A 25971-nucleotide genomic window follows, 5' to 3' on the forward strand; every position below is an offset into this window, starting at 1 on the left:
CCCCCCACAAAAAAGGCCCTCCCGAAAATGGGGAGGGCCTGAAAATGTCGAGTCGATGAAACGACTCAAACTCTGCGACAATTATCGGCGGGGGAGCCAGGACTCAACGAGAGGGCTGTTATCACGAGCCCAGTCAGAAGCCACGTCCAAAGCGTCGTCGTCCGATTCATCGATGGCGAGCATCAGCGAGAGGAGCTGATCTTCGGTCAACGAAAAGTTCTTCAGGAAATCCGCCACATCCGGATAGTCTTCGCTGAAGCCGACGCGGGAGACTTTACGCAATCCATCGATCGGGAAGACGCCACGGGGATCGGTAAGGACCTTCAGATCAAAGCGACCGAACATCCAGTGAGGTTTCCAACCAGTCACCACAATTGGCGCTTCATTCTCAATCGCATTGGCGAGGGCGGCCGTCATTGCCGGTCCGCTCGAGTTCACTTGGGTGAAGTCCAAGTCATACTCATCAATCGCGATGTTGGTGTTCTTCGTGATTCCGGCACCCATTCCGATTCCGGTAATCTTGTTGTCCAGCTCGTCGGCGATGTCATTGAGATCTTCAATGCTCTCCACATCCATGTAGGCGGGAACGACCAAACCGGTTACCCCATACCCGAAGGTTGTGCCGAGGTTTTCAAGCTGATCGCCATACTGATCCCAGTAATCGGCGTGAGTGTTCGGCAGCCAAGCATCCAGGAGAAGATCTTGATCTCCGTCAGCCAGTGCAGCATAGATGACCCCAGGATCCGCTTGGGTGAGGTCCACATCGTAGCCCATCTCGTCTTCGAGAATCGCTGCAACCAGATTTGTCATAGCGATCCCTTCCGACCAATTCGGATAGGCAATCTTCACGGTATCGGCAGTCGCGGCAGCCGAAATCAATCCGGCGGCGAAAACCGAAGTTATGGTTTTTATCTTATTCATAGTGTTTTCTCTTGGTTTTAGGTTTTCGGGGTTCCCAGAGCCTGGGTAACCCGGTCGAGGTAAATGGCGAGAATGACAACGGCAAGGCCGCCTTCAAACCCGAGCCCCAGCTTCATCTGGGTGATGCCGCTCAAAACGACTTCACCCAATCCGCCGGCTCCAATCATCCCGGCGATGACGACCATCGACAGGGAAAGCATGATGGTCTGGTTCACACCGGCGAGAATCGTCGGCATAGCGATGGGCAGCTGGGCCTTAAAGAGAAGCTGTTTTCCAGTCGAGCCAAACGCTTGCGCAGCTTCGACGACTTCCTCCGGCACTTGGCGAATTCCCAAGCTGGTCAGGCGAACAGCCGGAGGCATTGCAAACACCAGCGTCGCAATCGAGCCCGGGACTTTTCCGAGACCGAAAAAGATGACCGCGGGGATCAAGTAGACGAAGGCTGGCATCGTCTGCATAAAGTCCAAAACCGGGCGAATAATCTTCGCCGCAATCTTCGAACGCGCGCCCATTATTCCAGCCGGAACTCCAATCAATAGTGCGAAGAAAGTCGCACAGAGGACAAGCGCGAGTGACTCGATCGTCGGAATCCAGAGGTTCATCGATATGATCAGGAAGCACCCGACAATCGTGAAGACCGTCATTCCTCCGCCAGCGATCAAGAAAGCAATCATCGCCATCAAGACGGTCGTCGCGACCGGGGCGAACCATTGGAGACGATCTGGATTCAAAAGAGCCATGGATTTGTCGACGGCCTTCGCCTCATCCGCAATCTGATCCTTACCCTGTTCGGCATAATAAGCCTGGGTCACGGTGAGCAATTCGCGAATCTCCGAATAGGAGCGATGGTTGATAAACCCATTGAGCAGACCGCCCTCTCCGTCTTCGACGACTTCTTGAAGATCATCGATCAGACGCTCTGACTCCTCAATCAGAGTCAAACTCTCGTAGCGTTCACGCTCATTTTCCAGAGCACTCAAATTGGATTCCGAAATCTCCACGAGGTGTTCCGCTAACGCTTCCGAAGTCTCATCCAAAGCATCGAACACCTCATCGTATTCCGCGGACCTCGCTCGGCGGATATCCCGGAGGCCATCACCTGCCGCATCCCGAACCTGATACTCGGCGGAATCACGATCGTCGTTCTCGGGCACCGCGTCCCGGATGTTTTCCAAAACGGTTTCCGCTCCGGAAAAGTCCTCGGGGGCAGACTCTTCGAGCGACCCTAGCATGGTATTAAATTCCTTTTCCATCGATGCCGCTAATTCGGGAGTTACCTCCGAAGAGAGTGTTCTCAAACGCCAGAATTCCGCGCCTCCGAAAACCAGAGCCAACGCCAGGAACATGGGGAGAAAAGCTTTCCCACCCCAGAGACGACGTCCCAGAAAACCAGCCACAATGGCCAGCAGGATCCCAAAAAGGATGGATGGATAGAGTCCCTCCGTTTCAAGAAGGAGTGTGCTTTCGACCACCTGAATCGGAAAGTCGAGGACGGTGCTGATTCCGTCGAAAAACGCCGAAAACGACGATTTCAGCCAACGGACCATCAGCTCAAAATATTCACCTATAGGTATGTTAATCATGACGATAAATTATCCGGCAATACCGGAGAGAATAGCTGGGCGGGTTACGATACCGCGGAAGGCACCTTTTTCATCAACGACGGCTAGTGGCACAATATTCTTGGCCGACTCCTCGAGAAGATCCGCAATGGGGACATCGGGAGACGTCGTATAGTATTCAGTATGAATGACCGACTCGATTGTGCGGCGTTCGTCTTCCTTCTCTGGCGTTTTCTTCGCCAGTTCCGCAACCTCTTCCAATCGAATTAGCCCACGAAACTTCCGGTCGGGATCCAGCACATACAACGTAGACGCGCCGAGCTTCCTCATTTGCCGCAACGCTTGGTGAGGTCCATTCGATACATAAGCAACGTCGGTCTTGCGCATGATCGAACCCGCGGTAATGACCTTACTACGGTCTACGTTCTCAACAAAATCGCGCACATAGTCATTTGCCGGTTTGCTGAGAATTTCTTCCGGGGTTCCGACTTGGACGACTTCCCCGTCCTTCATAATCGCAATCCGGTCACCCAACTTGAGAGCTTCGTCCAAATCGTGGGTGATGAATAAAATCGTTCGATGATCCTTTGCCTGCAACTCGAGCAACTCGTCTTGGAGTTGCACCCGAATCAACGGGTCGAGCGCCGAAAAGGCTTCATCCATAAGCAGGATCTCCGGGTCATTGGCGAGAGCCCGAGCCAAACCGACTCGCTGTTGCATGCCGCCGCTCAGTGCCTGCGTCATGCTTTCTTCGTAGCCAGCTAGACCGACTGTCTCGATCGCCTTTTGCGCTTTCTTGTAGCGCTCTTCTTTTCGGATTCCCTGAATCTCCAGGCCAAAAGCGACATTATCGATCACCGTTCGGTGTGGAAGCAGGCCAAAACGCTGGAAGACCATGCTCATCTTCTTCCGGCGGATCTCCCGCAATTCTTCCCGTGAGGCCGAAAGCACGTCGCGGCCATCGACGAGCACCTGCCCTGCGGTTGCACCGATAAGCCGATTCACGCAACGAATGACCGTCGACTTACCGCTTCCGGAAAGTCCCATAATCACAAAGATCTCACGCTTTCGCACCGAAAAGGATGCGTTGTTAATTCCAACGGTGCATCCGGTCTTCTCAAGAATCTCGGCCTTCGACAACCCTTTCTCAACGAGAGGCATGGCCCGCTCTTTCGGATTGTTACCGAAGATTTTGTAGAGGTTCTTTACCTCAACGATATTCGCTTCGCTCATAATAATTCAATGGGTGAAGAAACCGGCGGAGGATCGACTCCGCCGGTTTCCGTGTTAAAAATGCCGTCGAAACGACCGATCAGAAGTAATAACCGAAGTTAATGTTGAATCGGCCTTCCCAGGTCGCATCCAAATTCGCACCGAAGTTATTGTATGGATCGCCTCCGACAAAGGAGTTACCGTTCGAATACGCGTATTCAGTATAGATATACCAACCGTTGTGCGCCCATGCGGCTCCAATCGTGAACAAATCACTGTCCTTGAAGCTGGCGCCATCAGCGGTCTCACCGTTCTTCATAATCGAGCTGTACTCAATATAAGGAATCACATAGTCGAGCCAGAGGATATCCGGAGTCTCCTTGTAGTAACTCAAGGAAACGGCAGGAATCCAACCTTCGGTCGCGATATCCGCGTAGAAGTCATAAAAACCACGATTGATCAGATCAGAACCATCAATGTCGTAGTTGTAATAGGTGAGCTGCAGTGCGAGCTTCCAGTTATGGATTTGGTTCACCGCGTGGACCGCAGTTGCGTAAGCGGTGCCATCTTCGCCTTCGTCTGCATCCCCTTTATTGATCAGCTGACCGATCTGAAAAGAAGCCCCGAGGTCCGTTGTAATGCCTTCGTCCCATTCAATAGGCTGAATAATGCGGGCATTGACCTGATTGCGCTCTTCATATCCAACACCTTCGTCATTTCTGACCATGTCGGAGTCGTAGCGAGCAGCGTGATCGGTATAACCCAATCCATTCGGCTGAGCGGAATAGTAGTAAGCCAGAGCGAGTTCGGTGTCCCCTAGGTTGAACAGGTACTTGATCCCCAGGTCCATATCATCGGCAAGACCGACGTAGTAAGACTGGTCAAAGAACCAACTTTGGGAAACGCCATAGGGTCCGGCGCCGAAAGGAACCCGATTCAGACCCACCTGAACCTGACTATCATCCTCGAAATTGTATCCGAGCCATGCGGTATGGAAGAAATTATAACCGTTATACCAGCGATACTCTGCTTTACCGACGATGTTCCCGTAAAGGAGGTCTGCGTTAATGCGAAAAGTATCGAGCTCGAAGTTTCCTCCGTCACTTCCCCGTGAAGGTCCTCCGGTATCAACATAGTCACCATAGATATAGTTCGCACGGATCGCTCCGCCGAAAGTAATGGGTCCGATCTTCGGCGATGCCTCGATCCGATCAAGCTCCTGCTGCATCGTTTCCGCCTGGGAGGCTTCCTGTTCGGCCTGCTGATCCTCCTTCTGGCTCTCCGCCAAGGCTTTCTTGGCTTCTTCAAGCTGGCGATTGAGATCGCGAACCTTTTCTTGTAATTGTTCCACGGATTCCTCCGGCTCTGGCCTTGACTGTGCCTGTGAGCTGGAGACAAGGCCCGCGAGCAGGAGACCGGTTACAGCGGTCCTCCCCCAGTGATTCATCCTTATCAGTTTATTTCGTTTCATGTTTCGTTTTCGTGTTGAGGTTTGTACTCGAAAAAGTCTTTGCCATTCGGAGATGGTGCAGCTCCGCCGAAACGGAATTCATGGACAACACCTGCTAATAGGGGTAAAAACCAATCTCGCTCCGACGGATGAACAAGGCCCCAAAAGCGGAAAAGCCCCAGCGATTGCTGAGGCATTTTATAAGTGGTTCTACCAAACCTACTGCCGAACCCTTCAAATAGGACGTCGGCCGCTTTCTTCGCTCGGGAAGTGTCTCCGAGCCAGTCTTTTATAATAAATCCGATTTTTAATTAGAGTTTTGATACCGTCTACTCACCAGACGATCTTCGAACCCGAATTGCGCTGACTAAACCGCCATTCCACAAGCGATGCAAGGGAAACCCTCCCCTTTCTCCCTATTCGTTTCGACATTGAAAAATTTTGCTTTCGCCCTCAAAAGAAAATCAGAGCAACCGCTCTCCTCTCCCACTTTACATTCAACCGCTCACAGAACATCAGACTAGCCGGCTCCGTCCCGGACCGACCAACGACCGTTAATTGACATCTTCCATTCATGATGACCCACCTACTCAATGCTTCGGCGACTAAGGCAAATCTGGCTCTCCTCAATCAGGCGGTCGACTTTCTCAACGGCATGCCGGAAGAACTCTACGGAGCGACGGAGGCCCCAGTATTCCCGTCCTCAATCGGTGCCCATTTGCGACATATCCTCGACCACTATGATAGTCTCCTCGACGGCCTCGAGTCCGGGAAGGTCGATTACCACTCCCGCGACCGCGACGCAGAAACCGAGAAACGTCCAGACCGCGCCCTTCAACGAATCGAAACCATCCGCACTCGTCTTACCGGTGAGAATGATCGTCCAAATGACTTCAAATCTGACCTATCCCTTCGCATCTCCGCTGACGATCCGGAAGCCGAAATTCCTACAACGGCCGAGAGGGAACTCTTTTTCGGACTCAGCCATACGGTTCACCATTATGCTCTCATCGCGATGATCGCCCGCCACAACGGATACGGGGTCCCCGATGACTTTGGCGTCGCTCCTTCGACTTTGGCTCACCGCAAGAGCCTTTCTAGCCAACAGTCCCAGCAGAGCCAGGCCAGCCAGTAATGTGTACGGCAACTTGGATGGAGGGTGACCGTTTTCGGTGCTTCCTATTTAATCGGGATGAGCGCCGGACCCGCCCGGTCGAAGTGCCCCCGCGAATACACGAACCGATTCACCTCCCGCGATTCCTCGCTCCAACCGACCCACAAAGCCAAGGAAGCTGGATCGCCGTGAATGAGTACGGTTTGACCGCCGCGATTCTAAACCATTACGACGCCAGCACCCAAATGGGAAAGCCAAAGCATCCGGAAACCATTAGCCGCGGCACCCTTCCCATTACCGCGGTCGCCCACAAACGCGCGGAGCAATCGATCTCCGAAATCGCCGGGCGAGTGCAAGAATCCCATTTCGAGCCATTTCATCTCGTCCTCTACTCGGCCGACGGCGATGGTGAGCTCCTGACCTGGAACGGCTCAACCCTGACCAACTCCAACATCACCGAGGTAAAACTTCCCCTGACGACCTCCTCGTGGAAGAGCAATGAGGTCACAGAATTTCGACGAGACCTTTATCAGAAGCAGGTCGGGATCCGCCCCAAACTTCATGAGCTCCTGGAGTTCCACGGGACATCCACCCCCGATCAACCCGCCTATGGTCCGGCAATGGTCCGAGACGATGCCCATACCCGCTCTCTCACCATCGTTCGCCTCGGAGGCGGGGAGATTTCGATGCGGCACCAATTTTTTGATCCGGAGAACAGTACGTTTCTCAACCCCACGGAGGTCCGGACCCCGCGCAAACTCTTTTCATGAACGCACGGCGCAAGAAGTGGTTCCTCTGGATTCTGGCTCTCTATTTGGTCCTCTTGGGTGCATCCCATCTCAAGAGAGCGGTCTTCCCGACGAAACCGGTCCTGGATCGAGAGCAAAAAACCTTTGTCGCCCAGGGCTATGGCGAGGACGAGGGGAACTCGATCCGCATCGCCTATCTCGATGAAGGCCCCAAGGATGGGATCCCGGTCCTCCTCATTCACGGGAGCCCGGTCGCAACGGATGCTCTCCTGCCGCTTCTTGACGAGCTCCCCGAAGATCTCCGCCTCATCGCCCCGGACCTCCCTGGGCACGGCAACTCCACCTATGAGGTAGAGGATGGGTCCTTTCGCGCCGACGCGGACTACCTTCACCAGCTCATTGAATCCCTCGGCATTCCTTCGGTCCAGGTCGTTGCCTACAGCCGGGGCGGAGGTCCGGCCCTCCAGATGATCCAACAGCATCCCGATGAGGTGAGCAGTCTCATTCTCGTGTCGTCCATCGGAGTTCAAGAGCAAGAGCTCCTGGGAAACTATACCCTCAACCACGCTCTACACTCTCTGCAGCTCGGCTTCTTCGTCCTCGTCGAAGAGCTAGTTCCCCATTTCGGCTACCTCGACAACGCGATCCTCAACAGCGACTACGCCCGCAGTTTTTCGGATGCAGACCAGCGCCCACTCCGCAAAATCCTCTCCCAGGTCGAAGTTCCGACTCTGATCATTCATGGAAAGGAAGATGCTCTCGTCCCCGTCTCGGCAGCCCGGGAGCATCACCGCATCGTCCCCCAGAGCGAACTGGTGGAGATGAAGGGTGGTCACATACTGATCATGAGAAAAGCGGCCGACGTCGCTCGGCGGATCGACGGTTTCGTCCATGAATCGGCAGCAGGTGTCGCCCGGGCAAAGGCGGACGCCTCGCCAACCCGCCTGCTGCAAGCTGCCGAAAAGAAAGCTTCGAGTCCGGGCGCTCCCGCCTCCGGTCGAGGATTGATGTTTCTCGCCGTCATTCTCTTTTTTGCCACCTTCGCCAGCGAAGATCTTACCTGCGTGATCGCTGGAATCCTCGCAGCAGCCGGAACCTTGTCCTTTACGGTGGCCACGCTCGCTTGCTTCCTCGGCATCCTGGTCGGCGATCTCGCGATTTTCTTCGGCGGTCGATTCTTCGGGACACAAGCGGTCCGTTATCCGCCGTTCCGCTGGGTTCTCACCGAGGAGCGTCTCGACACCGCTCAAGAATGGTTTATCCGCCGCGGCGCAGTCGTAATCCTCTCCTCCCGCTTTATCCCCGGCAGCCGACTCGCGGTCTATTTTGCGGCAGGAATGGCCCGAACCCAGGTATCCAAATTCCTCCTCTACTTCCTGATCGCCGCGATTATCTGGACCCCCTTGCTCGTGGGACTCGCGATGCTCATCGGGAACCCCCTGCTTCAGATTTTCGCCAGATTCGAGCACTGGGCCCTCCCCGCCCTCATCGTGCTGATCGCCTTCATCCTCTTCGTGACCAAGGTAATCGTACCGCTCCTCACCGCCCGCGGACGTCGCATCTCCTACGGCTCCTGGAAACGAAAGGTCCGCTGGGAGTTTTGGCCTCGTTGGATTTTTTACCCTCCCGTGGTTCTTTGGGTTCTCTGGCTCGGGATCCGGCACCGCAAACCCTCCCTCTTTACCGGAGCCAATCCGGGAATCGCAGGAGGTGGGATCGCCTTCGAGTCCAAACGTGAGATCTACTCCCTCCTGGAATCGGGAAAGGGCCAGATCGCCCGGACTCTCTCTCTCCCCCCTCAAGGCTCCGTTCAAGAGTGGCTCCCACAGATCCGCAGTTTTCAGGATCAGCTACCGTCCCCGTTTCCCTTGGTCTGCAAACCGGATTTCGGCGAACGGGGCGATGGGGTCTCGATTGTTCACAACGAGTCTGATCTGATCCGCGCCCTTGAGGAGATTGACCGGGATCCGATCGTCCAAGAATTTATCCCCGGCCTGGAATACGGGATTTTCTTCGAAAAGAAGCCCAGCGAATCCAAGGGACGCGTCACATCAATCACCCGCAAGATTCATACAACCGTGACCGGAGATGGGATCAAAACGCTTGATGAACTGATTCTCGCAGACGATCGCGCCGTCTGCTGCTATTCTTACTTCCGCGACAAGCATCGTGCGCACCTGCTCTCGATTCCTCCCAAAGGAGAAGAATACGAACTGGCGACCCTCGGATCCCATTGCCGTGGCAGCCTCTTCCTCGACGGATCGTCACTACTCACTCCCGAGCTCACTGAGGCGGTTAACCAGATCTTCGACGGGGTGGAAGGCCTCTGCTTCGGTCGTCTGGACGTCAAGTGCCCATCCGATGAAGACCTTCAAAGAGGACAGCACCTGACCGTCCTCGAATTTAATGGGATCACCTCAGAACCCACCCACATCTACGACCCGAAGCACTCCCTCATGTACGCCTACAGCGTAGTCTTCGCCCAATGGGCTCGGGCCTTCGAGATCGCTGCAGAGAACCGAAAGGCGGGACACGAACCTTGGTCCGCCGGAAAAACTCTTCACCTCATGGTCAACGCGATGAGAGGTCGGCCAGTTAAAACCAAAGAGAAGACCCAAACCCCTGCCTCGTAAACGATTACAAAATCCGTAAAAAACCAAACTCTTACTGAAAAAGTTCGCCTTCCGAGCAACCCCGACCCAACATTTTTCACAGTGCAGGATTCAATAACCCCCGGTTTAGGAGAACGCTCCAAAATTCTCGTCGTCGACGATTCAGTGGAAACACTGGAGATGATTTGCAAGATTCTCGAAGAACAGGGACATAAGACATTCGGCTTCGAAAAAGCCACCGAAGCCCTCGAGTCGGCAGAGAGCATTCAACCCGATCTCATTCTCCTCGACGCGATCATGCCGGATCCCGATGGCTATCGCTCGTGTGAGCTGATTCGGGAAATCGACTCTCTGAGCCACGTCCCCATCATTTTTGTCAGCGGAGTTCAGGAACCCTTCGAAAAGGTTCGCGCCTTCCAAGTCGGAGCCGTCGATTATCTGACCAAGCCCTTCCACGCCAAAGAGATCGATGTTCGCATCACCACTCACCTGGAATTAAGCCGCAAGCAGGAAGAGGCCCGGGCCACCGCGAGAACGCTCAGCGATTTGGTCGAACAGCAGGTGCAAGAAATCTCCCAATCCCAGATGGCGCTGATTTTCGCGTTGGCCAAACTCTCCGAGTCCCGCGACTTCGAAACGGGAAAGCACATGGCGAGGATCCAGATTTTCTGCAGAATCCTCTCTCTGGAACTGCGCAAAGGTCCCTACTCCGAGCACATCGACGATAGGTTCCTCGAAGACATCGTCTGCACCAGCGCCCTCCATGACATCGGAAAAGTCGGCATTGAGGACAGCATCCTCCTTAAACCGGGAAAGCTCACACCCGACGAGTTCGACATCATGAAGCGCCACTCCGTCATCGGTGCCGACACCTTGCACGCGGTCTTTAAAAAGTTCCCCTCCAACCATTTTCTCTCCATGGCCATCAAGATCGCCCGCTCCCACCACGAAAGATGGGACGGCACCGGATATCCCGATGGCCTCGCCGGTGAAGACATCCCCCTCTGCGCCCGGATCATGGGCTTGGCGGACGTCTACGATGCCCTTCGCTCCCGCCGGCCCTACAAGGATCCATTCTCCCACGAGAAAGCTGTAGCAATCATTAAAGAAGAGAGCGGAACCCATTTCGACCCCCGTATCGTCGACGCATTCCTCGCCTGCGAACAGGAGTTTTCCGCGACGCGGGAAAAGATCTCCAATAGCGAGCCTCCCACAACCTAAAGCGTCTCCCCCCGGGGAGGAGAGACAAACCCGGATGCGCCGATAGGATGTTCTTTCCTTCGAAAACCAGGTGGGTGCTCTCCTCACGGGCTTTGTCTTCCGATGGGCGGCTTGACAGCACCCGCTCGGGATCGAGCTCCCTTATTGATAGAGTAAGGAAAGAAACGGTTGAAAGGCCGAACGCCCCAGGAATGTCTCAGCCCGGAAGAGACCACATTCCTCGCCGGAACGCAAGCGCCTCCATCCGATTTTAATTCGGAAAATGCTCCCCTCCGATTCTTCACCATTCAATCCGTCAACTTTTTGAAACCTGGTTTCTATAATCAAAAAAATCATCCAAGAAAGATTTTTTCGAAGCTTTGCTTGACCTCTCTCCCTTGCTTCGACATCCCTCATCTTTTCCCTCAAAGGAAACGGCCAGATAGCTCAGTCGGTAGAGCAGAGGACTGAAAATCCTTGTGTCGGCAGTTCGATTCTGCCTCTGGCCACCACTCACCGGAAAAAACCGGGCCCCACCGAAGCTCGTCGTTAAAATTCTCCTCGTCATTCTGAGACGCGCCGAATAGGAACAAAACCTCATGAATTCGGTCTTCACTCGCCTCTTCAGCCTCCTCTCTCTCGGCCTTGCCTTGGGCATGCCAGTCGCTGCCTCCGCCCAGAGTCAGAGCTCGGCCAAACCCCGCACCGTTCGCTCGATCTTTCTCGGAATCGACACTCTTAACCAGCGGGGGTTCGACCTCTTGGAGGGAAAGCGCATCGGGCTACTCACTCATCCCGCCGGAGTGAACCGCCAAGGGGAGTCGACGATTCAGGTCCTCAACCGCGCGTCGAATGTCGATCTGGTCGCCCTCTTCGGCCCCGAGCACGGCGTCTACGGCAACGAGAAAGCCAACGTTCCCGTCCTCGACCGGATTGACCCCAAAACTGGCCTCCCCGTTTTTTCGCTCTACGGCAAATACCGCAAGCCCACCCCGGAGATGCTCTCCAACATCGATGCCATGGTTGTCGATTTGCAGGATCTCGGCGTCCGCTCCTACACCTACATCAGCTGCATGAAGCTGGCGATGGAGGCCTGTTTTGAAAACGACGTGGAGTTCATCGTCCTCGATCGCCCCAATCCGCTCGGAGGCCTCAAGGTCGACGGTCCGATGATGGAAACCCGCTGGATGAGCTACGTCGGCGACTACCGGATGCCCTACGTCTATGGTCTCACCATCGGAGAGCTGGCCCGGATGCTGAAAGAAGTGCCCGGTTGGCTCGAAGTCCCCGCAAAGGTTCGCCTCGAGGGGGATCTCAAGATCGTGCCGATGAAGGGATGGAAGCGCTCCATGCTCTGGCCTCAAACCGGCTTGCGCTGGGTGCCAACCTCCCCAGCCATCCCCGACCTCTCCGCCGTTCTCGGCTATCCGATGACCGGGCTGGGCACGCAACTGGGCGGCTTCCGCCACGGTTATGGCACTCCGTTCCCCTTCCGCCTTCTCACCTATCCCGGCATGTCGCCCATCACCCTGAAGGCCAAGCTGGAACAATTGAAAATTCCCGGCCTCAGCTACCAGTTGAAGCGCTATCAACTCCCCAACCGCAGCATGGGCATGGGCGTGTACGTGATCGTCGACGATTACAATGTCCTCCGTCCGACCCAGCTGAGCTTTGAAATGATGAAGCTCGCCGCCCAATGGTCCGGAAAGAATCCTTTCGCCTCGGCCACCGAAGCGCAGATGACCCTCTACAACAAGCACGTCGGCTCGACCGAGTGGTGGAACGCCATCTCGACTCAAGGTGGCCGGGTTGACCTGAAATATTTCCTTCGCAAGTTCGAGCTCGAGGCGGACACTTTCCAAGAGTTCAGCCAGCGCTACTGGATCTATCAATAAACGGCAGTTCCGGCTTTGCGCATCGACCTCTACATCTTCCGCGAGTGGGTGAAAATCTTCACCCTCGCTGCGGGAGCCATCCTCGGGCTCCTCTTACTGAGTGAGATCTACAACGAGCTCCCCGGATTTCTCGACCGCAAGGCACCGTTGGATCAGGTCATCACCTTTTTTCTGCTTCTCATCCCGGGATATCTCCCCTCCCTGCTTCCGATCTGCTTTCTGCTCTCGCTCCTCTTCTCCCTGGCCTCTCTTCACCGCAACGGAGAGATCGTGGCAATCCGTTCGGCAGGCATCAGTCTCTTTCGCCTCAGCCGCGCTTACTGGATCGCCGCGGGACTTCTCGCCGCCGTCCTTCTCTGGCTAAACGGCTCCCTTGCCCCTTCATCCATCGAGAACTCGCGTCTGATCAAGGAGCAGGTCAAAGAAAAAGACCTGGCCAGCCGCAGCGACCATATCCGCGGAACCACCCAGGATCTCGCCGTCGCGATTCCCGGCAGCGATGAGATTTGGTTTGTGGAGGTCTATCGCCGCTCGAGCAACGAGGCTTTCGGCGTCTCCGTCTCTCTGCCCCAAGGGGACGGCAAGCGCATCCGCTATGAAGCCGCCCGAGCCGTCTACGATACCGAGAAGGAACACTGGATCCTCGAGGACGGGCTGATTATGAACTTGAGCGAAGATTCCGGAATCCCCGAGTCCCTCGTCCAGTTCGATCAAATGGAGCTCATAAATAGCGAAATGAGCCCGATCCTACTGGTTGGATTCAGCCAGCGGCCGAAAGATCTTTCCCTCAACCAACTCGCCGGCCTCCTGAGCGAAATGGGGAATGTGCCCAAGAGTAAACCCTACCGCGCTCGCTACTACTCGATTCTTTCCTCCCCTTTCCAGTTTTTCGTGGTCGTTCTGATCACGCTCCCCTGCGCCTTGGGCAGTGGCCGTTCCCGCGCTTCCGGAGGTTTTTTCCGCGCCGTCTGGATCTATCTGGGATTCTTTGCTGTCACCGCAGTCTTCTCGTTCGCCGGTCAGCGCGAAATCCTCCCCTCGCTCCTCGCGGCGTGGAGCCCTTTCGTCATCGCGACCGCGGCGGGTATTTGGATGTATCGCCAAAACGCTTGATCCAGCACCCGCGCATTCCGAGCTTTGGGCCTCCTCTAATTTGGAATTCCCACATCGGCTCCGCGATAAACAAACTTTTGCGGAAAATCCACTAATGAGAACCCGTATCAAGGCTACTTATTGCTTGATGCCCGGCTCATAGTTATGCTAATAGCTATTAGATGCTATTTTTATTGAGTCTCTCGGCATTAGCCGAGCTGAAACAATTCTCTTTCCGATGAACGTGATTGGCTTGACCATCCTCATCAGCCTACTTCTAGCCACTCTTTTCCTATGCCTATTCCTCTTCCTACACCAGCGCCACTCCGGTAGCCCCGAGCAGGACTCCCTGCAACCTTTGCGGGAAGAGGACCAGCGAACCTCACAGGAAAGCTCTCAATAATATTTCTCTCGATTGCCACGAATTAGAAAAATGGAAAACCATTCCCGCGTAACCATTGAATACGATGACCGGATTGTCCGGCAGTTCACGATTGCCTCGATCTTTTGGGGCGTCATCGGAATGTCGGCCGGAGCCCTCATCGCCTCACAGCTAAACTTTTGGCAGATGAACGGAAAGTTTCTGGAGTGGCTAACCTTTGGCCTCATCCAGAACGAAGGCCTCCAGCAAATCACTTTCGGACGCCTCCGCCCCCTCCACACAAACGCGGCCATCTTCGCATTTGTCGGGAACATGATGTTCGCCGGTGTCTACTACTCCACCCAACGACTCTGCCGCTGCCGGCTCGCCTCCGACCTACTCTCCAAAATTCACTTCTGGGGATGGCAACTGATCATCGTCGGAGCGGCAATCTCTCTCCCGATCGGTCTTACCCGCGGGAAGGAATACGCCGAGCTGATTTGGCCGATCAACATCTGCGTGGTGCTGATCTGGGTCGTCTTCGCCATCAATTTCTTCTGGACCTTGATCCGACGCAATGAGCGCAGCCTCTACGTTGCCCTCTGGTTCTACATCGCGACAATCGTAACCGTGGCGATGCTCTACATCGTTAACCACCTGTCCATCCCGACCAGCTTCACCCACAGCTACCCGATATTTGCCGGGGTTCAGGATGCTCTCGTCCAGTGGTGGTATGGACACAACGCCGTAGCCTTCTTCCTGACGACACCGATCCTCGGGATCATGTACTACTTCATCCCGAAAGCGGCTCAGCGCCCGGTCTACAGTTACCGCCTCTCGGTCATTCACTTCTGGTCGCTGGTCTTTATCTACATCTGGGCCGGCCCTCACCACCTCTTGAACACCGCCCTGCCAAGCTGGCTCCAAGCTCTCGGAATGATCTTCAGCCTCATGCTCTGGGCGCCCTCCTGGGGGGGAATGCTCAACGGCCTCCTCACCCTTCGCGGGGCTTGGCACCGTCTTCGCACGGACCCGGTTCTCAAGTTCCTCATTGCCGGAGTGACATTTTACGGGATGGCCACTTTCGAAGGCCCCCTCCTCGCTATCAAATCCCTAAACAGCCTCTCCCACTATTCAGACTGGACCATCGGTCACGTCCACTCGGGAACTCTTGGTTGGAACGGTTTCATGGCCGCCGGGATGTTCTACTGGCTCGCACCCCGCCTCTGGCGGCGGAAGAAGGACCCGGTCGAACCCCACGATGCCGAAGTCAGCTGCCGGGGTCTTCACTCGGTCGCCCTCGCCAATCTCCACTTCTGGCTGGGGATGATCGGCATCCTCCTCTACGTCGGAGCGATGTGGGTCTCCGGAATCACTCAGGGCATCATGCTCAACGCGGTCAACGGCACGACTCTCGCCTACCCCGAGTTTATCGAAACCCTGAATGCAATTCGGGCACCGATGCTGTTCCGCCTCATCGGCGGCGTTTTCTACCTCGCAGGCTATGTGTTGCTGGCCTACAATATTTTCCGCACCATTCGCGCCGGGGAACCGACCACAGGAACAATCGAAGTCGAGATCGATGAGTCGCGTGAACCCGGCTTCCTCAAAGCCTTCATCAATGCTCCAGTCGCCTACTCGACCGGAATCATTGTTTTCGGATCCTTCTGGCTCTTTGGGGGCGGCGGATGGCTCATCCTTGGGATGATCGGTTCCATTCTCACCGTTCTCGGGGCCGTAGCCCACTTTGAGATCAGTGGTGCCCGCTGGGTCGAATGGTACGACAAGCTCCTCAAGAACTGGGCGGGCTTTACCATCCTGACCTTCATCTCCGTCGCGATCGGCGGTGCGATCCAGATTATTCCGACAATTACAGTCGAGCGGGCCTCCAACATCGAAGGCCGAATCCAGATCCCCTACACGCCCCTCGAACTCGCCGGACGCGATATCTTCATCAGTGAGGGTTGCTACAATTGTCACAGCCAAATGATCCGGACCATGGTCCCGGACGTCCTCCGCTATGGCTCCCGCCAGGATCAGGGGTATTCCCGCCTCGGTGAGTCCATTTATGACTTCCCCTTCCAATGGGGCTCCAAGCGGACTGGTCCAGACCTCGCCCGCGAAGGCGGTGCGATCAAGGACGGATACACCTATATGCGGATCGGGAAACGGGATAACGTCTGGCAGTATGGTCACTTGATGAATCCACGAGATCTTTCTCCCGGATCGACGATGCCGAACTATCCGTTCCTCGCCGACCAGAAGATCGATATTCCCAGCCTCGCCGACCGTATTGCCGTTCAACGTGACTGGCTCGGAGTGCCCTACCCGGTCGAGATGGACGAAGAGATTGTCCGCAGTCTCGCCGAAAAGCAGGCGCTCGAGATCGCCAATGATTTGAAAGAACGGCAGTTCTATGTCGATCCCGACAGCAAGATGGTCGCTCTCATCTCCTACCTCCAAAAGCTCGGAGCCTACGAGGAGACCGCTCGAACCGCCAAAAACGATTAATCGAAACAACGATTTTAGAGGACAAGCTAAACTATGTTTCACCGAATCCAATACGCAGAATGGCAGCAAATCCTGCCCATTCTTGCTTTTTGCATCAGCTTTCTTCTCTTTCTCCTGATCGTCGTCCGCGCGATTCGTATGAGAAAGGACAAGGCTTCCGAGATGGCCAATCTTCCCCTCTCTGCGGAAAAAGAAAAATCCGATTCATCAGACAATGAGCGCAAACCCGAATAAGGATGACCAGCAGTCCGGAGTCCGTCTCCTCGAGCACAAGTATGACGGGATTCAGGAATACGACCAGAGACTCCCCAATTGGTGGCTCGTAACCCTTTACGGGGCGATCGCATTCGCCATCGTTTACTGGTTCTTCTACTTCCAGTCCAATGTCGGAAAATCCGACGTCGCCGAGCTAGAGGCCCGACTCCAAGTGATCGAAGCCGCCAATCTCGAAGCGACCTTGGCCATGCTCGACAACGACAACCTTTGGAAGATGAGTCGCAACGACCAGTTCGTCGCCGCGGGTCGAGAAACTTTCCAATCCATCTGCTACACCTGTCACGGCACCGACCTCAAGGGAGGCATCGGCTTCAACCTCGTCGACGCCGAGTGGGTCCACGGCGGACAGCCTGTCGAGGTCTATAACACGGTCAATAACGGTGTCGCAGGAACCGGGATGCAGGCTTGGGGCCCCACTCTCGGGCCTAAGAAGGTCGCCGAAGTAGTTGCCTACGTATTGTCGCACCACTCCTCCGGAGAAGGCGACGGAGGTGGCAATGAACCGCAATAAACAGACCCCCTCTCGCGAATCGGTTACGACCATCGCCCAAGACGGTTCGCGGAATTTCCTTCGTCCCGCCGATGTGCGGGGAAAATACACTCTACTACGGCGGATCAGCGCCATTTTGCTGATCCTGATCTACGTCTCCCTCCCTTGGATTCCGATCAACGGCTATCCAGCCGTTTTTCTCGATATCGCAGATCGCCGCTTCCACCTCTTCGGCCTCACTCTGGCGGCCGAGGATCTCTGGATTCTCTTCTTTTTTATTACCGGGCTCGGCTTTCTGCTCTTTCTCGTCACCTCGCTCTTCGGGCGCATCTGGTGCGGTTGGGCCTGCCCCCAAACCGTCTTCCTTGAGCACGTCTTCCGCCGCGTGGAGCGATGGATCGAGGGTCCTGCCAAGAAGCAGAAGGAACTCGACGCCATGGAATGGTGCCCCGAGAAGGTCACGAAGAGACTCCTGAAACACGGCATCTACATCATCCTCGCCGGGATGATTGCCCACCTCTTCCTCTCGTATTTCATCACGGTGGATATCCTTTTCTCCTGGCTGTCCGAAGGACCAGCCTCCCATCCCCGGGCTTTCGTATTCATGCTCTTCATGACCGGGGTGCTCTATTTCAATTTCTCGTGGTTCCGCGAACAGCTGTGCCTCATCATCTGCCCCTACGGCCGACTCCAATCCGCTCTGATCGACGATGATTCCGTCGTCATCGGCTACGATGAAATCCGCGGCGAACCGCGCGGACGAAAAAAGAGAGCCCGTAAAGCTCCAGAGAGTTCGGAAGCCGATCAGATTTTTCAGGAAGGAGACTGCATCGACTGTCACCGGTGCGTCTCCGTATGCCCCACGGGTATCGATATCCGCCAAGGCCTCCAGATGGAATGCATCGGCTGCTCGAACTGTGTAGACGCCTGTAACGAGGTGATGGATAAGATCGGTCGCCCGCGCGGTCTCGTCCGTTACGATTCCTTGAATGGTCTCTCCGGCAAGAAGCACAAGATCATCCGACCCCGCCTGTTCCTGTACTTTGCTCTCATGAGCTTCGGGATTGCCGCGTTCGCAATCTCAGTGACACACGTCAAACCCGGCAATCTCGGTGTCTCACGGATGACCGGAACGCCTTTCTTCGTATCGGACGGCAGCATCCGCAACCAGTTCAACCTTCGTCTGATCAACAAGCGTAACCAACCGGCTACGTTCTCGGTTGAGGCGGTCTCCGAACAAGAAGGCCTCTCTACGGCCGGTTTCGAGGGCTCGATCACCGTCGCCCCGATGCAGGAAATTGTCCGCCCATACGTCATCCTTCTCCCGAAAGAAAAATACGACGGGCCCTTTCCTTTGACGATTCAGGTAAACGGACAACCGGGAGATTTCACCGTCTCCCGCGAAGTGGAATTTCTCGGACCCGACCCCCGCCTACTCCGTGAAGATATGGAACTCCAGTTCGGAGGCGATTCATGAGAGGAATCCTGAAAAGATATCCATGGATCTTTCTGGTCATCCTCTTCCTCCTTTCTGTCGGAGCATGGGTCTTTTTTATCTACCTCGCCGTGAACAATGCGCCGGAACAGATTGAACCAAGCCAATTCTAATCTACAGTTAGGCCTTTCCACGATCCATGATTGACCCGCAAACTATTACCGGCCCCACCGCAGCATTTCTCGCGGGAGTCGTCACATCGGTCCACTGCGTGGGGATGTGCGGACCGCTGGCTTGCGCCTTTCTTCCTCAAGGCGAAGACAAAGCCAATCCGATCGTGGTCACCTCGGTCTACCACGGAGCCCGCGTCTTTGCCTACACGCTCTTGGGAGCCATCGCCGGAGCAGTCGGGGCGGCCCCGTTTACCTGGTTCGACACCAGCTCCCTGCACTTTTTCCCATGGGCCTTGGTCATCTTCTTTGTCGCCGTCGCCTTCGGCCTCGAAAAACGAATTCCGAAACCCAAGTTCGTCAGCAAGTGGTTTTTTAAGCTCAACTTGAAGTTCCGGAAGCTCCCTCGCACCTTCGCCGGAGGCCTCCTCGGTCTGGTCACACCATTCCTCCCCTGCGGCCCCCTCTATCTGGTCTTGGGCGTTGCCCTCATGACCGGATCGATGACCAACGGCGCTCAGTTTCTTTTCGCTTTCGCACTGGGGACTCTGCCCCTCATTTGGCTGACTCATACTCAATACGCCCGGATCCAGACGCGTATTTCTCCGATCTGGATGAAACGGATTCAACGCGGCATGGCCCTCATCCTCGCGGCCATGATTGCCTGGCGGCTCTATGCCGGCCCCGACTTGGTCCAGATGCCAGACGGAAGTATGGAAAACTGCCCTTTCTGCTTCTAGGTCGGGAGTCAGATTCACCAGCGGAGTATCCGCTCAAAAAACCGCTGAGCCTCCTCCGTACGAGGCTGGTCGATCACCTGCTGAGGCGGTCCCGTCTCGAGAATTTTTCCATCGTGGAGAAACCACAACTCATCCGCAACTTCTCGGGCGAATCCGATTTCGTGGGTCACCAAGACCAAATCACGGTCCTCCTCCCGAACCTCCCGGATCGCTTCGAGGACTTCGTAGGTCATTTCCGGATCCAAGGCTGACGTTGGCTCGTCGAAAAAGAGCAACTCGGGCTGAATCGCCATCGCCCGCGCAATCGCTACCCTCTGCCTCTGCCCTCCGGAAAGGGCTCCCGGCTTCTTCCCAGCGTGAGCGAGCAGCTGGAAGCGATTGAGATGGGTCTCCGCCCGCTGTCGTGCTTCCTCGGGCGAGCAACCATGCACCTTCACCAGCGGAAGAGTGATATTCGCCAAGGCTGAAAGATGCGGGAAGAGATTGAAGGCCTGAAAAACGGTGCCGACCCGGCGGCGATACGCGAGAAGATCCTTCTCCCGGAAAGACATCGGCCCCCCCGACCAGAGAACCTGTCCTTCATCGGGACGCAAGAGCCCCGACAAGACTCGCAGGAGCGTCGATTTTCCCCCACCTGAAGGACCCACGACTGCCAGAACGCGGGTCTCCGAAATTTCTGCCGACATTCTGCGGAGCACCTCGCTCTCTCCGAATCGCAAAGACAACTGGTCGACCTTCAGCTTCATGACGGATGCTTCAGACGCTCCTCCATACGTCGGGAAAACAGGGAAATCGGGAGAGTTAAAATCAAATAGCCGCAGGCCAGCGGTAGAAAACTCTCGAAGGCACTGAAGGTGAAAGAATTCACCTCCTGAGCGTTCAACGTCAGCTCATTCACCGCAATGATCGAAAGGAGCGAACTATCTTTGATCAAAGACGCAAACTGCCCGCTCAACGGAGGCAACGTCTGCCGGATCGCCTGAGGTAGAATAACAAATCGGAGGGTTTGCCACCGCGTGAATCCCACGGCCCGGGCACTTTCCCGTTGTGATGCTGAAACATTCTCAATGCCCGCACGAAAAATCTCCGCGATGTAGGCTCCGGAGAAAAGCGACAGCGCCAAAACCCCGACCATATACCGATTGGAAATCCCATATCCGTCGGCAACGATGTAAAAAAAGATGAGAATCTGGACCAGAAACGGCGTCCCCCGAATCAATTCCACATACACGGTCGAAAGGCTCCGCAAGATATAGACCGGCGACGACCGCGCGAGTGCCACCCCAAAGCCGAGAACCGCGCTCAGGAACAACGCCGCTGCTGAAATCCAGACCGTGGTAATCCATCCGTTGAGGAACTTCTGCCGATATTCCCAGACGCCCTCCCAATTCCAGGCATAATCCAGTTGCAAGAAAGCAAAGCTGAAAAACGCGGCCAATCCGAGAAAGGCGACCGCCCATCCGAGACATTGCCCGGTGAGAGACGGTTTCACGCCCGGAATCTCGGATTTTTTCCAGATGGAGAGAAAAGCCATTCAGCGAAACAAACTAAAAGACAAAGGGATAGCCCAACTCCGCAAAGGCCTCCTTCTGCTCTGACAAATAGCGATCACCCAAGTCGTCAAACCCACCGGAAGCCCGAAACTCCGCAAGAAAAGTATTCACCGAATCTAGGAGAGACTGATTCCCCTTTTTTACCCCGATCGCCCAATACTCTTTGCGAAAGGGGTCGAGGAGAGCACGGGTGGAGTCCGGATTGCGCTGCCAATGCTTGAAAGTCGACATCTGGTCGTAGATGAACGCATCGGCCTTGCCTTGGACCACCTCAAGCACCGCCGCCGACTCCTTATCAAGAACCAGAACCCTCGATCTCGGCAGATTTCTCATCGCGTAGAGATGCCCAGTCGTCCCCTGCTTCACCGCCACCACCGAGCCATCGCCAACATCATCGATCGATTCGATCCCGGAGTCCTTTCCCACCAGAAGAGTCAGACCCGTGGTCAAATAGGGGTCCGAAAAATCAATCGCCCGCGCCCGCTCCTCCGTTTGGGTCATTGAGGAGAGAATGAGGTCAATCTTTCCGGTTCTCAGTGCTGGAATGAGCCCCTGGAAAGGAATATTCCGAATCTCGACCGGACGATCCAAAAACTCTCCCAACGCCTCGGCGATCGCCACGCTCACCCCATCCGGAGCTCCCGCGGCATCAGTCATCTCAAACGGAGGATAGGCCAGCTCCATTCCGACCCGCAAAGGGTCTTGGGCTTTCTCCGCAAAAAGACAGAAAGGAAAAAGGAGAAGGAGAAAAGTACGGCGCAAAATCCCAGCGGACATGCTCATAGAGTTGCCCATCCTCGCGAAGAAATCCAATCGAATCCAAAGTTTCCCGCCCCACCCTCAGGAAAAGGCCGACCCCAAAGGCTAACTCAAATCCAGATCGGGCTGTCCTTTCACCAAGCGATCCACCTCGATCACCTGTTGCAGGAACGGCTCGAAAGCCGATAGAGGCAACGCACTCGGACCATCGCACAAAGCCTTATCCGGATTCGGATGAGTTTCGAGAAAGAGCCCCGCGATCTTCTGGGAAACCCCGGCCTTCGCCAATTGCAAGGCAGCCTCCCGACGCCCTCCCGAAGAACTCTCCCGCCCCCCAGGCACCTGCAAAGAATGCGTAACATCAAAAACCACCGGAGCTCCAAGATTCTTCATCACCCCAAATCCCAGCATGTCCACCACCAGATTGTGATAACCAAACGAAACCCCACGCTCACAGAGAAGAATCCGCTCATTCCCACACTCCGCAAATTTCGTCAAAATATGACGCATATCATCCGGCGCCAAAAACTGCCCCTTCTTCACCTGAATAACCGTCCCAGCCCGAGCCAAAGACTTCACCAAGTCGGTTTGGCGACAGAGAAAAGCCGGCAATTGCAAAATATCACAAACCTCAGCCGCCGGCTTCGCCTGAAAAGGCTCATGAACATCCGAAATCACCGGAACCCCAAACTTCGCCTTCACCGCCGCCAAGATCTCCAATCCCTTCTCCAAACCGGGCCCGCGAAACGAATGAATAGAAGACCGATTCGCCTTATCAAAAGAAGCCTTAAAAACATAAGGAACCCCCAAACGCCCCGTAACCTCGACCATCGTCTCAGCCACCTCAAAAGCCAGATCCTCCGACTCCAAAACATTAATCCCCGCCATCAAGACCAGGGGGCCATCATTGGAAAATGAAATCGAATCCGAAAGAGAAACAGTCTCAGCCATCCCCTCAGGCTGCGATCCCCCGCTCTAGAAGCAAGCCGGGAAGATAATTCTTTTATTTTTTAAACCTGGTTAAAAAAGTATCGCCATAGGTATGGCTCACTGTTTCTATTAGTGCATGAGAAGAAAACGGATTCAGCTCGAAGGACAAACAGCCTACTACCATGTGATGAGTCGAACGGTGAACGGAGAGGCTCTCTTTGGCGACCGGGAGAGGGAGGTTTTGCGGAAGATGATCTGGCAGGTGGCTGATTTCTCGGGGATCCGGGTGGTTACTTATGCGGTGATGAAGAACCACTTCCATGTATTGGTAGAGGTGCCGGCGGAGGTTGACATTTCGGATGCGGAGTTGGTGCGCCGGTATCGTCGGCTTTATCCGAAGCCTACGCCCTGGAATCCGATGCGGGCTGAGGTTTTGGAGGGGCATCTCCGGGATGATTCTTCCGAAGGGAGGGATTTGCGGAAGAGTCTTTTGCGACGGATGGGGGATGTTTCCTGGATGATGAAGACTCTGAAGCAGCGGTTTACGCTTTGGTTTAACCGGTCGCGGGATCGTTTTGGACCGCTTTGGTGTGAGCGGTTTAAGAGTGTTCTGGTGGAAGGGGATCGTTGGGCGCTGCGGACGGTGGCTGCCTATATCGACTTAAATGCGGTTCGGGCGGGGTTGGTGTCAGATCCTAAGGATTACCGGTTTTGTGGGTATGCCGAGGCATTGGGCGGGGGCCGGATGGCTCGGGCTGGGCTTTCGGTTGTGGATAAGGATCTGGCTGGGTATCGGCAGACTTTGTATGGAGTCGGGGCCGGGGAGAAGGCTGAGAAGAAGTCGATTTCTCGGGAAGAAGCGGTGCGGGTTCTGGAAGAGGAGAAGGGGAAACTGCCCTTGTCTGTGGTTTTGCGGTGCCGGGTGCGGTACTTTACGGACGGGATGGTACTGGGTTCGCCCTCGTTTGTGGAGGAGCAGGTTCAGGGAGATCCTGGGAAGCGTCCCAAGCGGGCGCATGCAATGTCTGGTGCAGACTGGGGTGGTCTGGCTGTGGGAACTGGGTTGCGGGCTAAGCTGTTTGGTTAAAAACGGCGTTGTTTCCTCGATCAGCTTAGTCGGCTATCCCCGTTCATACGGGTCTCGTGGGAGGCCTTCTTAAAAGAGAGCCCCGGTCACCACACCCACTGCTGAGATCGGGCCGGAATCGTTCACACTATCCAGAGTTCGACTTGCCTTCCGCACAACCGATTGAACCTCAAAGTAAATGGTGTCATCACTCAAGAGTCGGCCGATGGTGGAGTTGGGATCGTTCAACCGAGCTGAGAATTCTTGGACGTTCGCGATCGTGCTCTTCAATTCGTTGGCAATCTGATCGCCGTAGAGAAGCTCTCCGAGCGAACCCTCGCCACTCTTCACGTGGTCGACGATGCCCTGCACTCCGGCAAGCATTTCATCGGCTTGACCGGCGGCGGATTTGATCTCGGCCACGGTCGCCATGAGCTCGTTGTAGCCTTCATCCTCGAAAAGAAGCTTACCCACGGTCCCCTTCCCTTCACTCAGCTGGGTTGTGATTATTTCGATGTTCTCAAGTGAGCTTCCAATGCGTCCCCGATTTTCCTTAATCATGCCTCCCAGTTCGGCAAATAATCCGTCTCCTTGGCCGCTAAACATTCCGCCAATGTCTGATAGCGCACCATCGATGCGGTCGGCCACGGCACCTACTTCCTCGAAGATTTGGTTAATGTCGACAGAAGGTTTGGTTTTGATCTCCTCACCGGGCTTCAGAGGATCGCTAAAACTCTTACCCATTTCGATCGAAACGAAGTTTGTTCCCAAAAGACCCGCCATGGAAACGGAGGCCACTGAATCGGTAGGGATTTCGTATTGTTTCTGAATAGACAATTTGGCCACGGCCTGGCCCTCCTTCAATGAGGTGCCGATTACGGTTCCGACCTTCACACCGGACATCCGGACGTCGTCACCCACCCGCAACTGCAAGATGTTATTGAAAGGGGCGTCAATGGGATAACCTTCTGCGCTGGCTGAGCCGGCTTTGTTCAAAGAGGTGTAAACGAAATAGGTGATCACCAAACCGATGATAAAAAACAGCCCTACTCCACTGTATTGTGCTTTGTCGCTCATTTGACTTTTCCTTAATTTTGTCGGCGGAACCGGGGATTCTCAATATCGATCTCCGGTCTAAAAAATTCCTCAATTTCTTCTGATTTGGTTCCCATCACTTCTTCAGCGGTTCCTGTCGCGCGGATGGTTCCGTTTTTCAGAAGGATCATGCGATCCGAAATGTTTGCGGCCAGATCGCGGTCGTGGGAGACGACAATGCTGGTAACGTTCAGCTCTTCCCGAAGAGTGGCAATGACTTCGCTGATGGTCGCCGCCATGGTGGGATCGAGCTCGGAGGTCGGCTCATCGTAGAGCAAGAGCTGTGGCTCCATCACTAATGATCGAGCAATCGCGACCCGTTTGCGCATGCCTCCGCTCAGTTCGGCCGGAATCTTATCCGCGGCCTCCTTCAGTGAAAGCATCTCCAAGGCCTCCTCCACCTTTTCCCGAATTTCCGGCTCTTTGGCCAAACGATGTTCCCGCGGATAAAAAGCGAGGTTATCGAAAACCGACATACTGTTGAAAAGTGCGCCTGCCTGAAAAACCAATGCGGTTTTCACTTTGTGATGGGTGAGAGGATCACTCGCGTCCATGTCCCCGATCAAGACCCGCCCATCCGTGGGTTTCAGGAGGCCGATCAACGTCCGCAGGAGGACGGATTTCCCGGAACCACTGGGGCCCATGATGACAAAAATCTCCCCTTCCTTGACCGAGAAGCTCACATCGGAAATGACCTGGGCCTCTCCGAAGCGCACCCCCACTCCCTCTGCGGTAACGGATATGGATTTCTTTTCTGAACGCACTGAAGACATGATTA

General features: G+C 55.2%; 23 protein-coding genes, 1 tRNA gene, 1 other RNA gene and 1 pseudogene. 15 read left to right on the plus strand and 11 right to left on the minus strand.

Annotation, left to right across the window (positions count from 1 at the left end; translation table 11 throughout):
* Positions 1-81: 81 nt before the first annotated feature.
* The 4 genes and pseudogenes from H5P30_RS09500 to H5P30_RS09515 all read right to left on the minus strand — a co-directional run bounded on the left by H5P30_RS09500 (position 82) and on the right by H5P30_RS09515 (position 5166).
* Entirely contained in the window at positions 82-921 is an 840-nt protein-coding gene (locus H5P30_RS09500) for a glycine betaine ABC transporter substrate-binding protein (RefSeq protein WP_185692711.1), read from the minus strand.
* 17 nt (positions 922-938) lie between these two features.
* A pseudogene (locus H5P30_RS22470) lies at positions 939-1637 on the minus strand (ABC transporter permease); the annotation flags it as partial.
* A gap of 876 nt (positions 1638-2513) precedes the next feature.
* A complete protein-coding gene (locus H5P30_RS09510) occupies positions 2514-3716 on the minus strand; it encodes a quaternary amine ABC transporter ATP-binding protein (RefSeq protein WP_185692713.1) in 1203 nt (400 codons plus the stop codon).
* A gap of 79 nt (positions 3717-3795) precedes the next feature.
* Entirely contained in the window at positions 3796-5166 is a 1371-nt protein-coding gene (locus tag H5P30_RS09515) for a coiled-coil domain-containing protein (protein WP_221774333.1), read from the minus strand.
* 553 nt (positions 5167-5719) lie between these two features.
* On the opposite strand from H5P30_RS09515, the gene H5P30_RS09520 reads away from it, so the two are divergent.
* From H5P30_RS09520 to H5P30_RS22475, 4 genes are all read left to right on the plus strand, one after another.
* A complete protein-coding gene (locus tag H5P30_RS09520) occupies positions 5720-6280 on the plus strand; it encodes a DinB family protein (RefSeq protein ID WP_185692714.1) in 561 nt (186 codons plus the stop codon).
* Positions 6280-7029, plus strand: coding sequence for an NRDE family protein (locus H5P30_RS09525; protein ID WP_185692715.1), 750 nt, complete (start codon positions 6280-6282; stop codon positions 7027-7029). Before H5P30_RS09520 ends, H5P30_RS09525 begins: the two co-directional genes overlap by 1 nt.
* Positions 7026-9641 carry an alpha/beta fold hydrolase gene (locus tag H5P30_RS09530; protein WP_185692716.1) on the plus strand — a complete coding sequence of 872 codons (2616 nt, stop codon included), beginning with the start codon at positions 7026-7028 and terminating at the stop codon, positions 9639-9641. Before H5P30_RS09525 ends, H5P30_RS09530 begins: the two co-directional genes overlap by 4 nt.
* A gap of 81 nt (positions 9642-9722) precedes the next feature.
* Positions 9723-10841: an HD domain-containing phosphohydrolase gene (locus H5P30_RS22475; protein WP_221774334.1), complete on the plus strand. Its 1119-nt coding sequence runs from the start codon at positions 9723-9725 to the stop codon at positions 10839-10841.
* A 23-nt stretch (positions 10842-10864) separates the two neighbouring features.
* Here H5P30_RS22475 and ssrS read toward each other — a convergent pair.
* Positions 10865-11036, minus strand: a non-coding RNA gene (gene ssrS / locus H5P30_RS09540) — 6S RNA.
* A 220-nt stretch (positions 11037-11256) separates the two neighbouring features.
* On the opposite strand from ssrS, the gene H5P30_RS09545 reads away from it, so the two are divergent.
* The 10 genes from H5P30_RS09545 (at position 11257) to H5P30_RS09585 (ending at position 19790) form a co-directional block, all read left to right on the plus strand.
* Positions 11257-11332, plus strand: a tRNA-Phe gene (locus H5P30_RS09545).
* Positions 11333-11419: 87 nt separating this feature from the next.
* Positions 11420-12715: a DUF1343 domain-containing protein gene (locus H5P30_RS09550; RefSeq protein WP_185692717.1), complete on the plus strand. Its 1296-nt coding sequence runs from the start codon at positions 11420-11422 to the stop codon at positions 12713-12715.
* Positions 12716-12730: 15 nt separating this feature from the next.
* Positions 12731-13828, plus strand: a complete 1098-nt coding sequence (locus tag H5P30_RS09555; RefSeq protein WP_185692718.1) for an LptF/LptG family permease — start codon at positions 12731-12733, stop codon at positions 13826-13828.
* Positions 13829-14045: 217 nt separating this feature from the next.
* A complete protein-coding gene (locus H5P30_RS09560; RefSeq protein ID WP_185692719.1) occupies positions 14046-14210 on the plus strand; it encodes a hypothetical protein in 165 nt (54 codons plus the stop codon).
* Between the two features lie 30 nt (positions 14211-14240).
* Positions 14241-16679 (plus strand): cytochrome-c oxidase, cbb3-type subunit I, encoded by a 2439-nt coding sequence (gene ccoN / locus H5P30_RS09565; RefSeq protein ID WP_185692720.1) that lies wholly within the window; start codon positions 14241-14243, stop codon positions 16677-16679.
* 33 nt (positions 16680-16712) lie between these two features.
* Complete coding sequence (locus H5P30_RS09570; RefSeq protein ID WP_185692721.1) at positions 16713-16913, plus strand: hypothetical protein; 201 nt, start codon at positions 16713-16715, stop codon at positions 16911-16913.
* A complete protein-coding gene (locus H5P30_RS09575) occupies positions 16894-17466 on the plus strand; it encodes a cbb3-type cytochrome c oxidase N-terminal domain-containing protein (RefSeq protein ID WP_185692722.1) in 573 nt (190 codons plus the stop codon). The genes H5P30_RS09570 and H5P30_RS09575 overlap by 20 nt, the downstream gene beginning before the upstream one ends.
* The gene (gene ccoG / locus H5P30_RS09580) at positions 17453-18922 is read left to right on the plus strand and encodes a cytochrome c oxidase accessory protein CcoG (protein ID WP_185692723.1); all 1470 of its coding nucleotides are present in this window, start codon (positions 17453-17455) and stop codon (positions 18920-18922) included. Before H5P30_RS09575 ends, ccoG begins: the two co-directional genes overlap by 14 nt.
* Positions 18919-19053, plus strand: a complete 135-nt coding sequence (locus H5P30_RS22250; RefSeq protein WP_281388041.1) for a hypothetical protein — start codon at positions 18919-18921, stop codon at positions 19051-19053. Before ccoG ends, H5P30_RS22250 begins: the two co-directional genes overlap by 4 nt.
* A 26-nt stretch (positions 19054-19079) precedes the next feature.
* A complete protein-coding gene (locus tag H5P30_RS09585; protein ID WP_185692724.1) occupies positions 19080-19790 on the plus strand; it encodes a sulfite exporter TauE/SafE family protein in 711 nt (236 codons plus the stop codon).
* A gap of 14 nt (positions 19791-19804) precedes the next feature.
* On the opposite strand, the gene H5P30_RS09590 is transcribed toward H5P30_RS09585, so the two are convergent.
* The 4 genes from H5P30_RS09590 to kdsA form a co-directional block, all read right to left on the minus strand.
* Positions 19805-20536: an amino acid ABC transporter ATP-binding protein gene (locus tag H5P30_RS09590; RefSeq protein ID WP_185692725.1), complete on the minus strand. Its 732-nt coding sequence runs from the start codon at positions 20534-20536 to the stop codon at positions 19805-19807.
* Positions 20533-21282 (minus strand): amino acid ABC transporter permease, encoded by a 750-nt coding sequence (locus H5P30_RS09595; RefSeq protein WP_221774335.1) that lies wholly within the window; start codon positions 21280-21282, stop codon positions 20533-20535. Before H5P30_RS09595 ends, H5P30_RS09590 begins: the two co-directional genes overlap by 4 nt.
* Positions 21283-21337: 55 nt before the next feature.
* The gene (locus H5P30_RS09600; RefSeq protein ID WP_185692727.1) at positions 21338-22120 is read right to left on the minus strand and encodes a transporter substrate-binding domain-containing protein; all 783 of its coding nucleotides are present in this window, start codon (positions 22118-22120) and stop codon (positions 21338-21340) included.
* 87 nt (positions 22121-22207) lie between these two features.
* A complete protein-coding gene (gene kdsA / locus H5P30_RS09605; protein WP_185692728.1) occupies positions 22208-23053 on the minus strand; it encodes a 3-deoxy-8-phosphooctulonate synthase in 846 nt (281 codons plus the stop codon).
* A 115-nt stretch (positions 23054-23168) separates the two neighbouring features.
* Between kdsA and H5P30_RS09610 the strand changes: the two genes are divergently transcribed.
* Positions 23169-24119 (plus strand): transposase, encoded by a 951-nt coding sequence (locus tag H5P30_RS09610; RefSeq protein WP_185692729.1) that lies wholly within the window; start codon positions 23169-23171, stop codon positions 24117-24119.
* Positions 24120-24188: 69 nt separating this feature from the next.
* On the opposite strand, the gene H5P30_RS09615 is transcribed toward H5P30_RS09610, so the two are convergent.
* Together H5P30_RS09615 and H5P30_RS09620 are read right to left on the minus strand one after the other, a co-directional pair.
* A complete protein-coding gene (locus tag H5P30_RS09615) occupies positions 24189-25175 on the minus strand; it encodes an MlaD family protein (protein ID WP_185692730.1) in 987 nt (328 codons plus the stop codon).
* A gap of 11 nt (positions 25176-25186) precedes the next feature.
* Positions 25187-25966, minus strand: a complete 780-nt coding sequence (locus H5P30_RS09620) for an ABC transporter ATP-binding protein (protein WP_185692731.1) — start codon at positions 25964-25966, stop codon at positions 25187-25189.
* Between the last annotated feature and the right edge of the window lie 5 nt (positions 25967-25971).

This window comes from Puniceicoccus vermicola, assembly GCF_014230055.1.
Taxonomy (GTDB): Bacteria; Verrucomicrobiota; Verrucomicrobiia; order Opitutales; family Puniceicoccaceae; genus Puniceicoccus; species Puniceicoccus vermicola.

Coding starts and splice junctions, on each gene's coding strand:
- H5P30_RS09500 (WP_185692711.1), bottom strand. CDS start 921: ATGAATAAGATAAAAACCATAACTTCGGTTTTCGCCGCCGGATTGATT.
- H5P30_RS09510 (WP_185692713.1), bottom strand. CDS start 3,716: ATGAGCGAAGCGAATATCGTTGAGGTAAAGAACCTCTACAAAATCTTC.
- H5P30_RS09515 (WP_221774333.1), bottom strand. CDS start 5,166: ATGAAACGAAATAAACTGATAAGGATGAATCACTGGGGGAGGACCGCT.
- H5P30_RS09520 (WP_185692714.1), top strand. CDS start 5,720: ATGATGACCCACCTACTCAATGCTTCGGCGACTAAGGCAAATCTGGCT.
- H5P30_RS09525 (WP_185692715.1), top strand. CDS start 6,280: ATGTGTACGGCAACTTGGATGGAGGGTGACCGTTTTCGGTGCTTCCTA.
- H5P30_RS09530 (WP_185692716.1), top strand. CDS start 7,026: ATGAACGCACGGCGCAAGAAGTGGTTCCTCTGGATTCTGGCTCTCTAT.
- H5P30_RS09550 (WP_185692717.1), top strand. CDS start 11,420: ATGAATTCGGTCTTCACTCGCCTCTTCAGCCTCCTCTCTCTCGGCCTT.
- H5P30_RS09560 (WP_185692719.1), top strand. CDS start 14,046: ATGAACGTGATTGGCTTGACCATCCTCATCAGCCTACTTCTAGCCACT.
- ccoN (WP_185692720.1), top strand. CDS start 14,241: ATGGAAAACCATTCCCGCGTAACCATTGAATACGATGACCGGATTGTC.
- H5P30_RS09570 (WP_185692721.1), top strand. CDS start 16,713: ATGTTTCACCGAATCCAATACGCAGAATGGCAGCAAATCCTGCCCATT.
- H5P30_RS09575 (WP_185692722.1), top strand. CDS start 16,894: ATGAGCGCAAACCCGAATAAGGATGACCAGCAGTCCGGAGTCCGTCTC.
- ccoG (WP_185692723.1), top strand. CDS start 17,453: ATGAACCGCAATAAACAGACCCCCTCTCGCGAATCGGTTACGACCATC.
- H5P30_RS22250 (WP_281388041.1), top strand. CDS start 18,919: ATGAGAGGAATCCTGAAAAGATATCCATGGATCTTTCTGGTCATCCTC.
- H5P30_RS09585 (WP_185692724.1), top strand. CDS start 19,080: ATGATTGACCCGCAAACTATTACCGGCCCCACCGCAGCATTTCTCGCG.
- H5P30_RS09590 (WP_185692725.1), bottom strand. CDS start 20,536: ATGAAGCTGAAGGTCGACCAGTTGTCTTTGCGATTCGGAGAGAGCGAG.
- H5P30_RS09600 (WP_185692727.1), bottom strand. CDS start 22,120: ATGTCCGCTGGGATTTTGCGCCGTACTTTTCTCCTTCTCCTTTTTCCT.
- kdsA (WP_185692728.1), bottom strand. CDS start 23,053: ATGGCTGAGACTGTTTCTCTTTCGGATTCGATTTCATTTTCCAATGAT.
- H5P30_RS09610 (WP_185692729.1), top strand. CDS start 23,169: ATGAGAAGAAAACGGATTCAGCTCGAAGGACAAACAGCCTACTACCAT.
- H5P30_RS09615 (WP_185692730.1), bottom strand. CDS start 25,175: ATGAGCGACAAAGCACAATACAGTGGAGTAGGGCTGTTTTTTATCATC.
- H5P30_RS09620 (WP_185692731.1), bottom strand. CDS start 25,966: ATGTCTTCAGTGCGTTCAGAAAAGAAATCCATATCCGTTACCGCAGAG.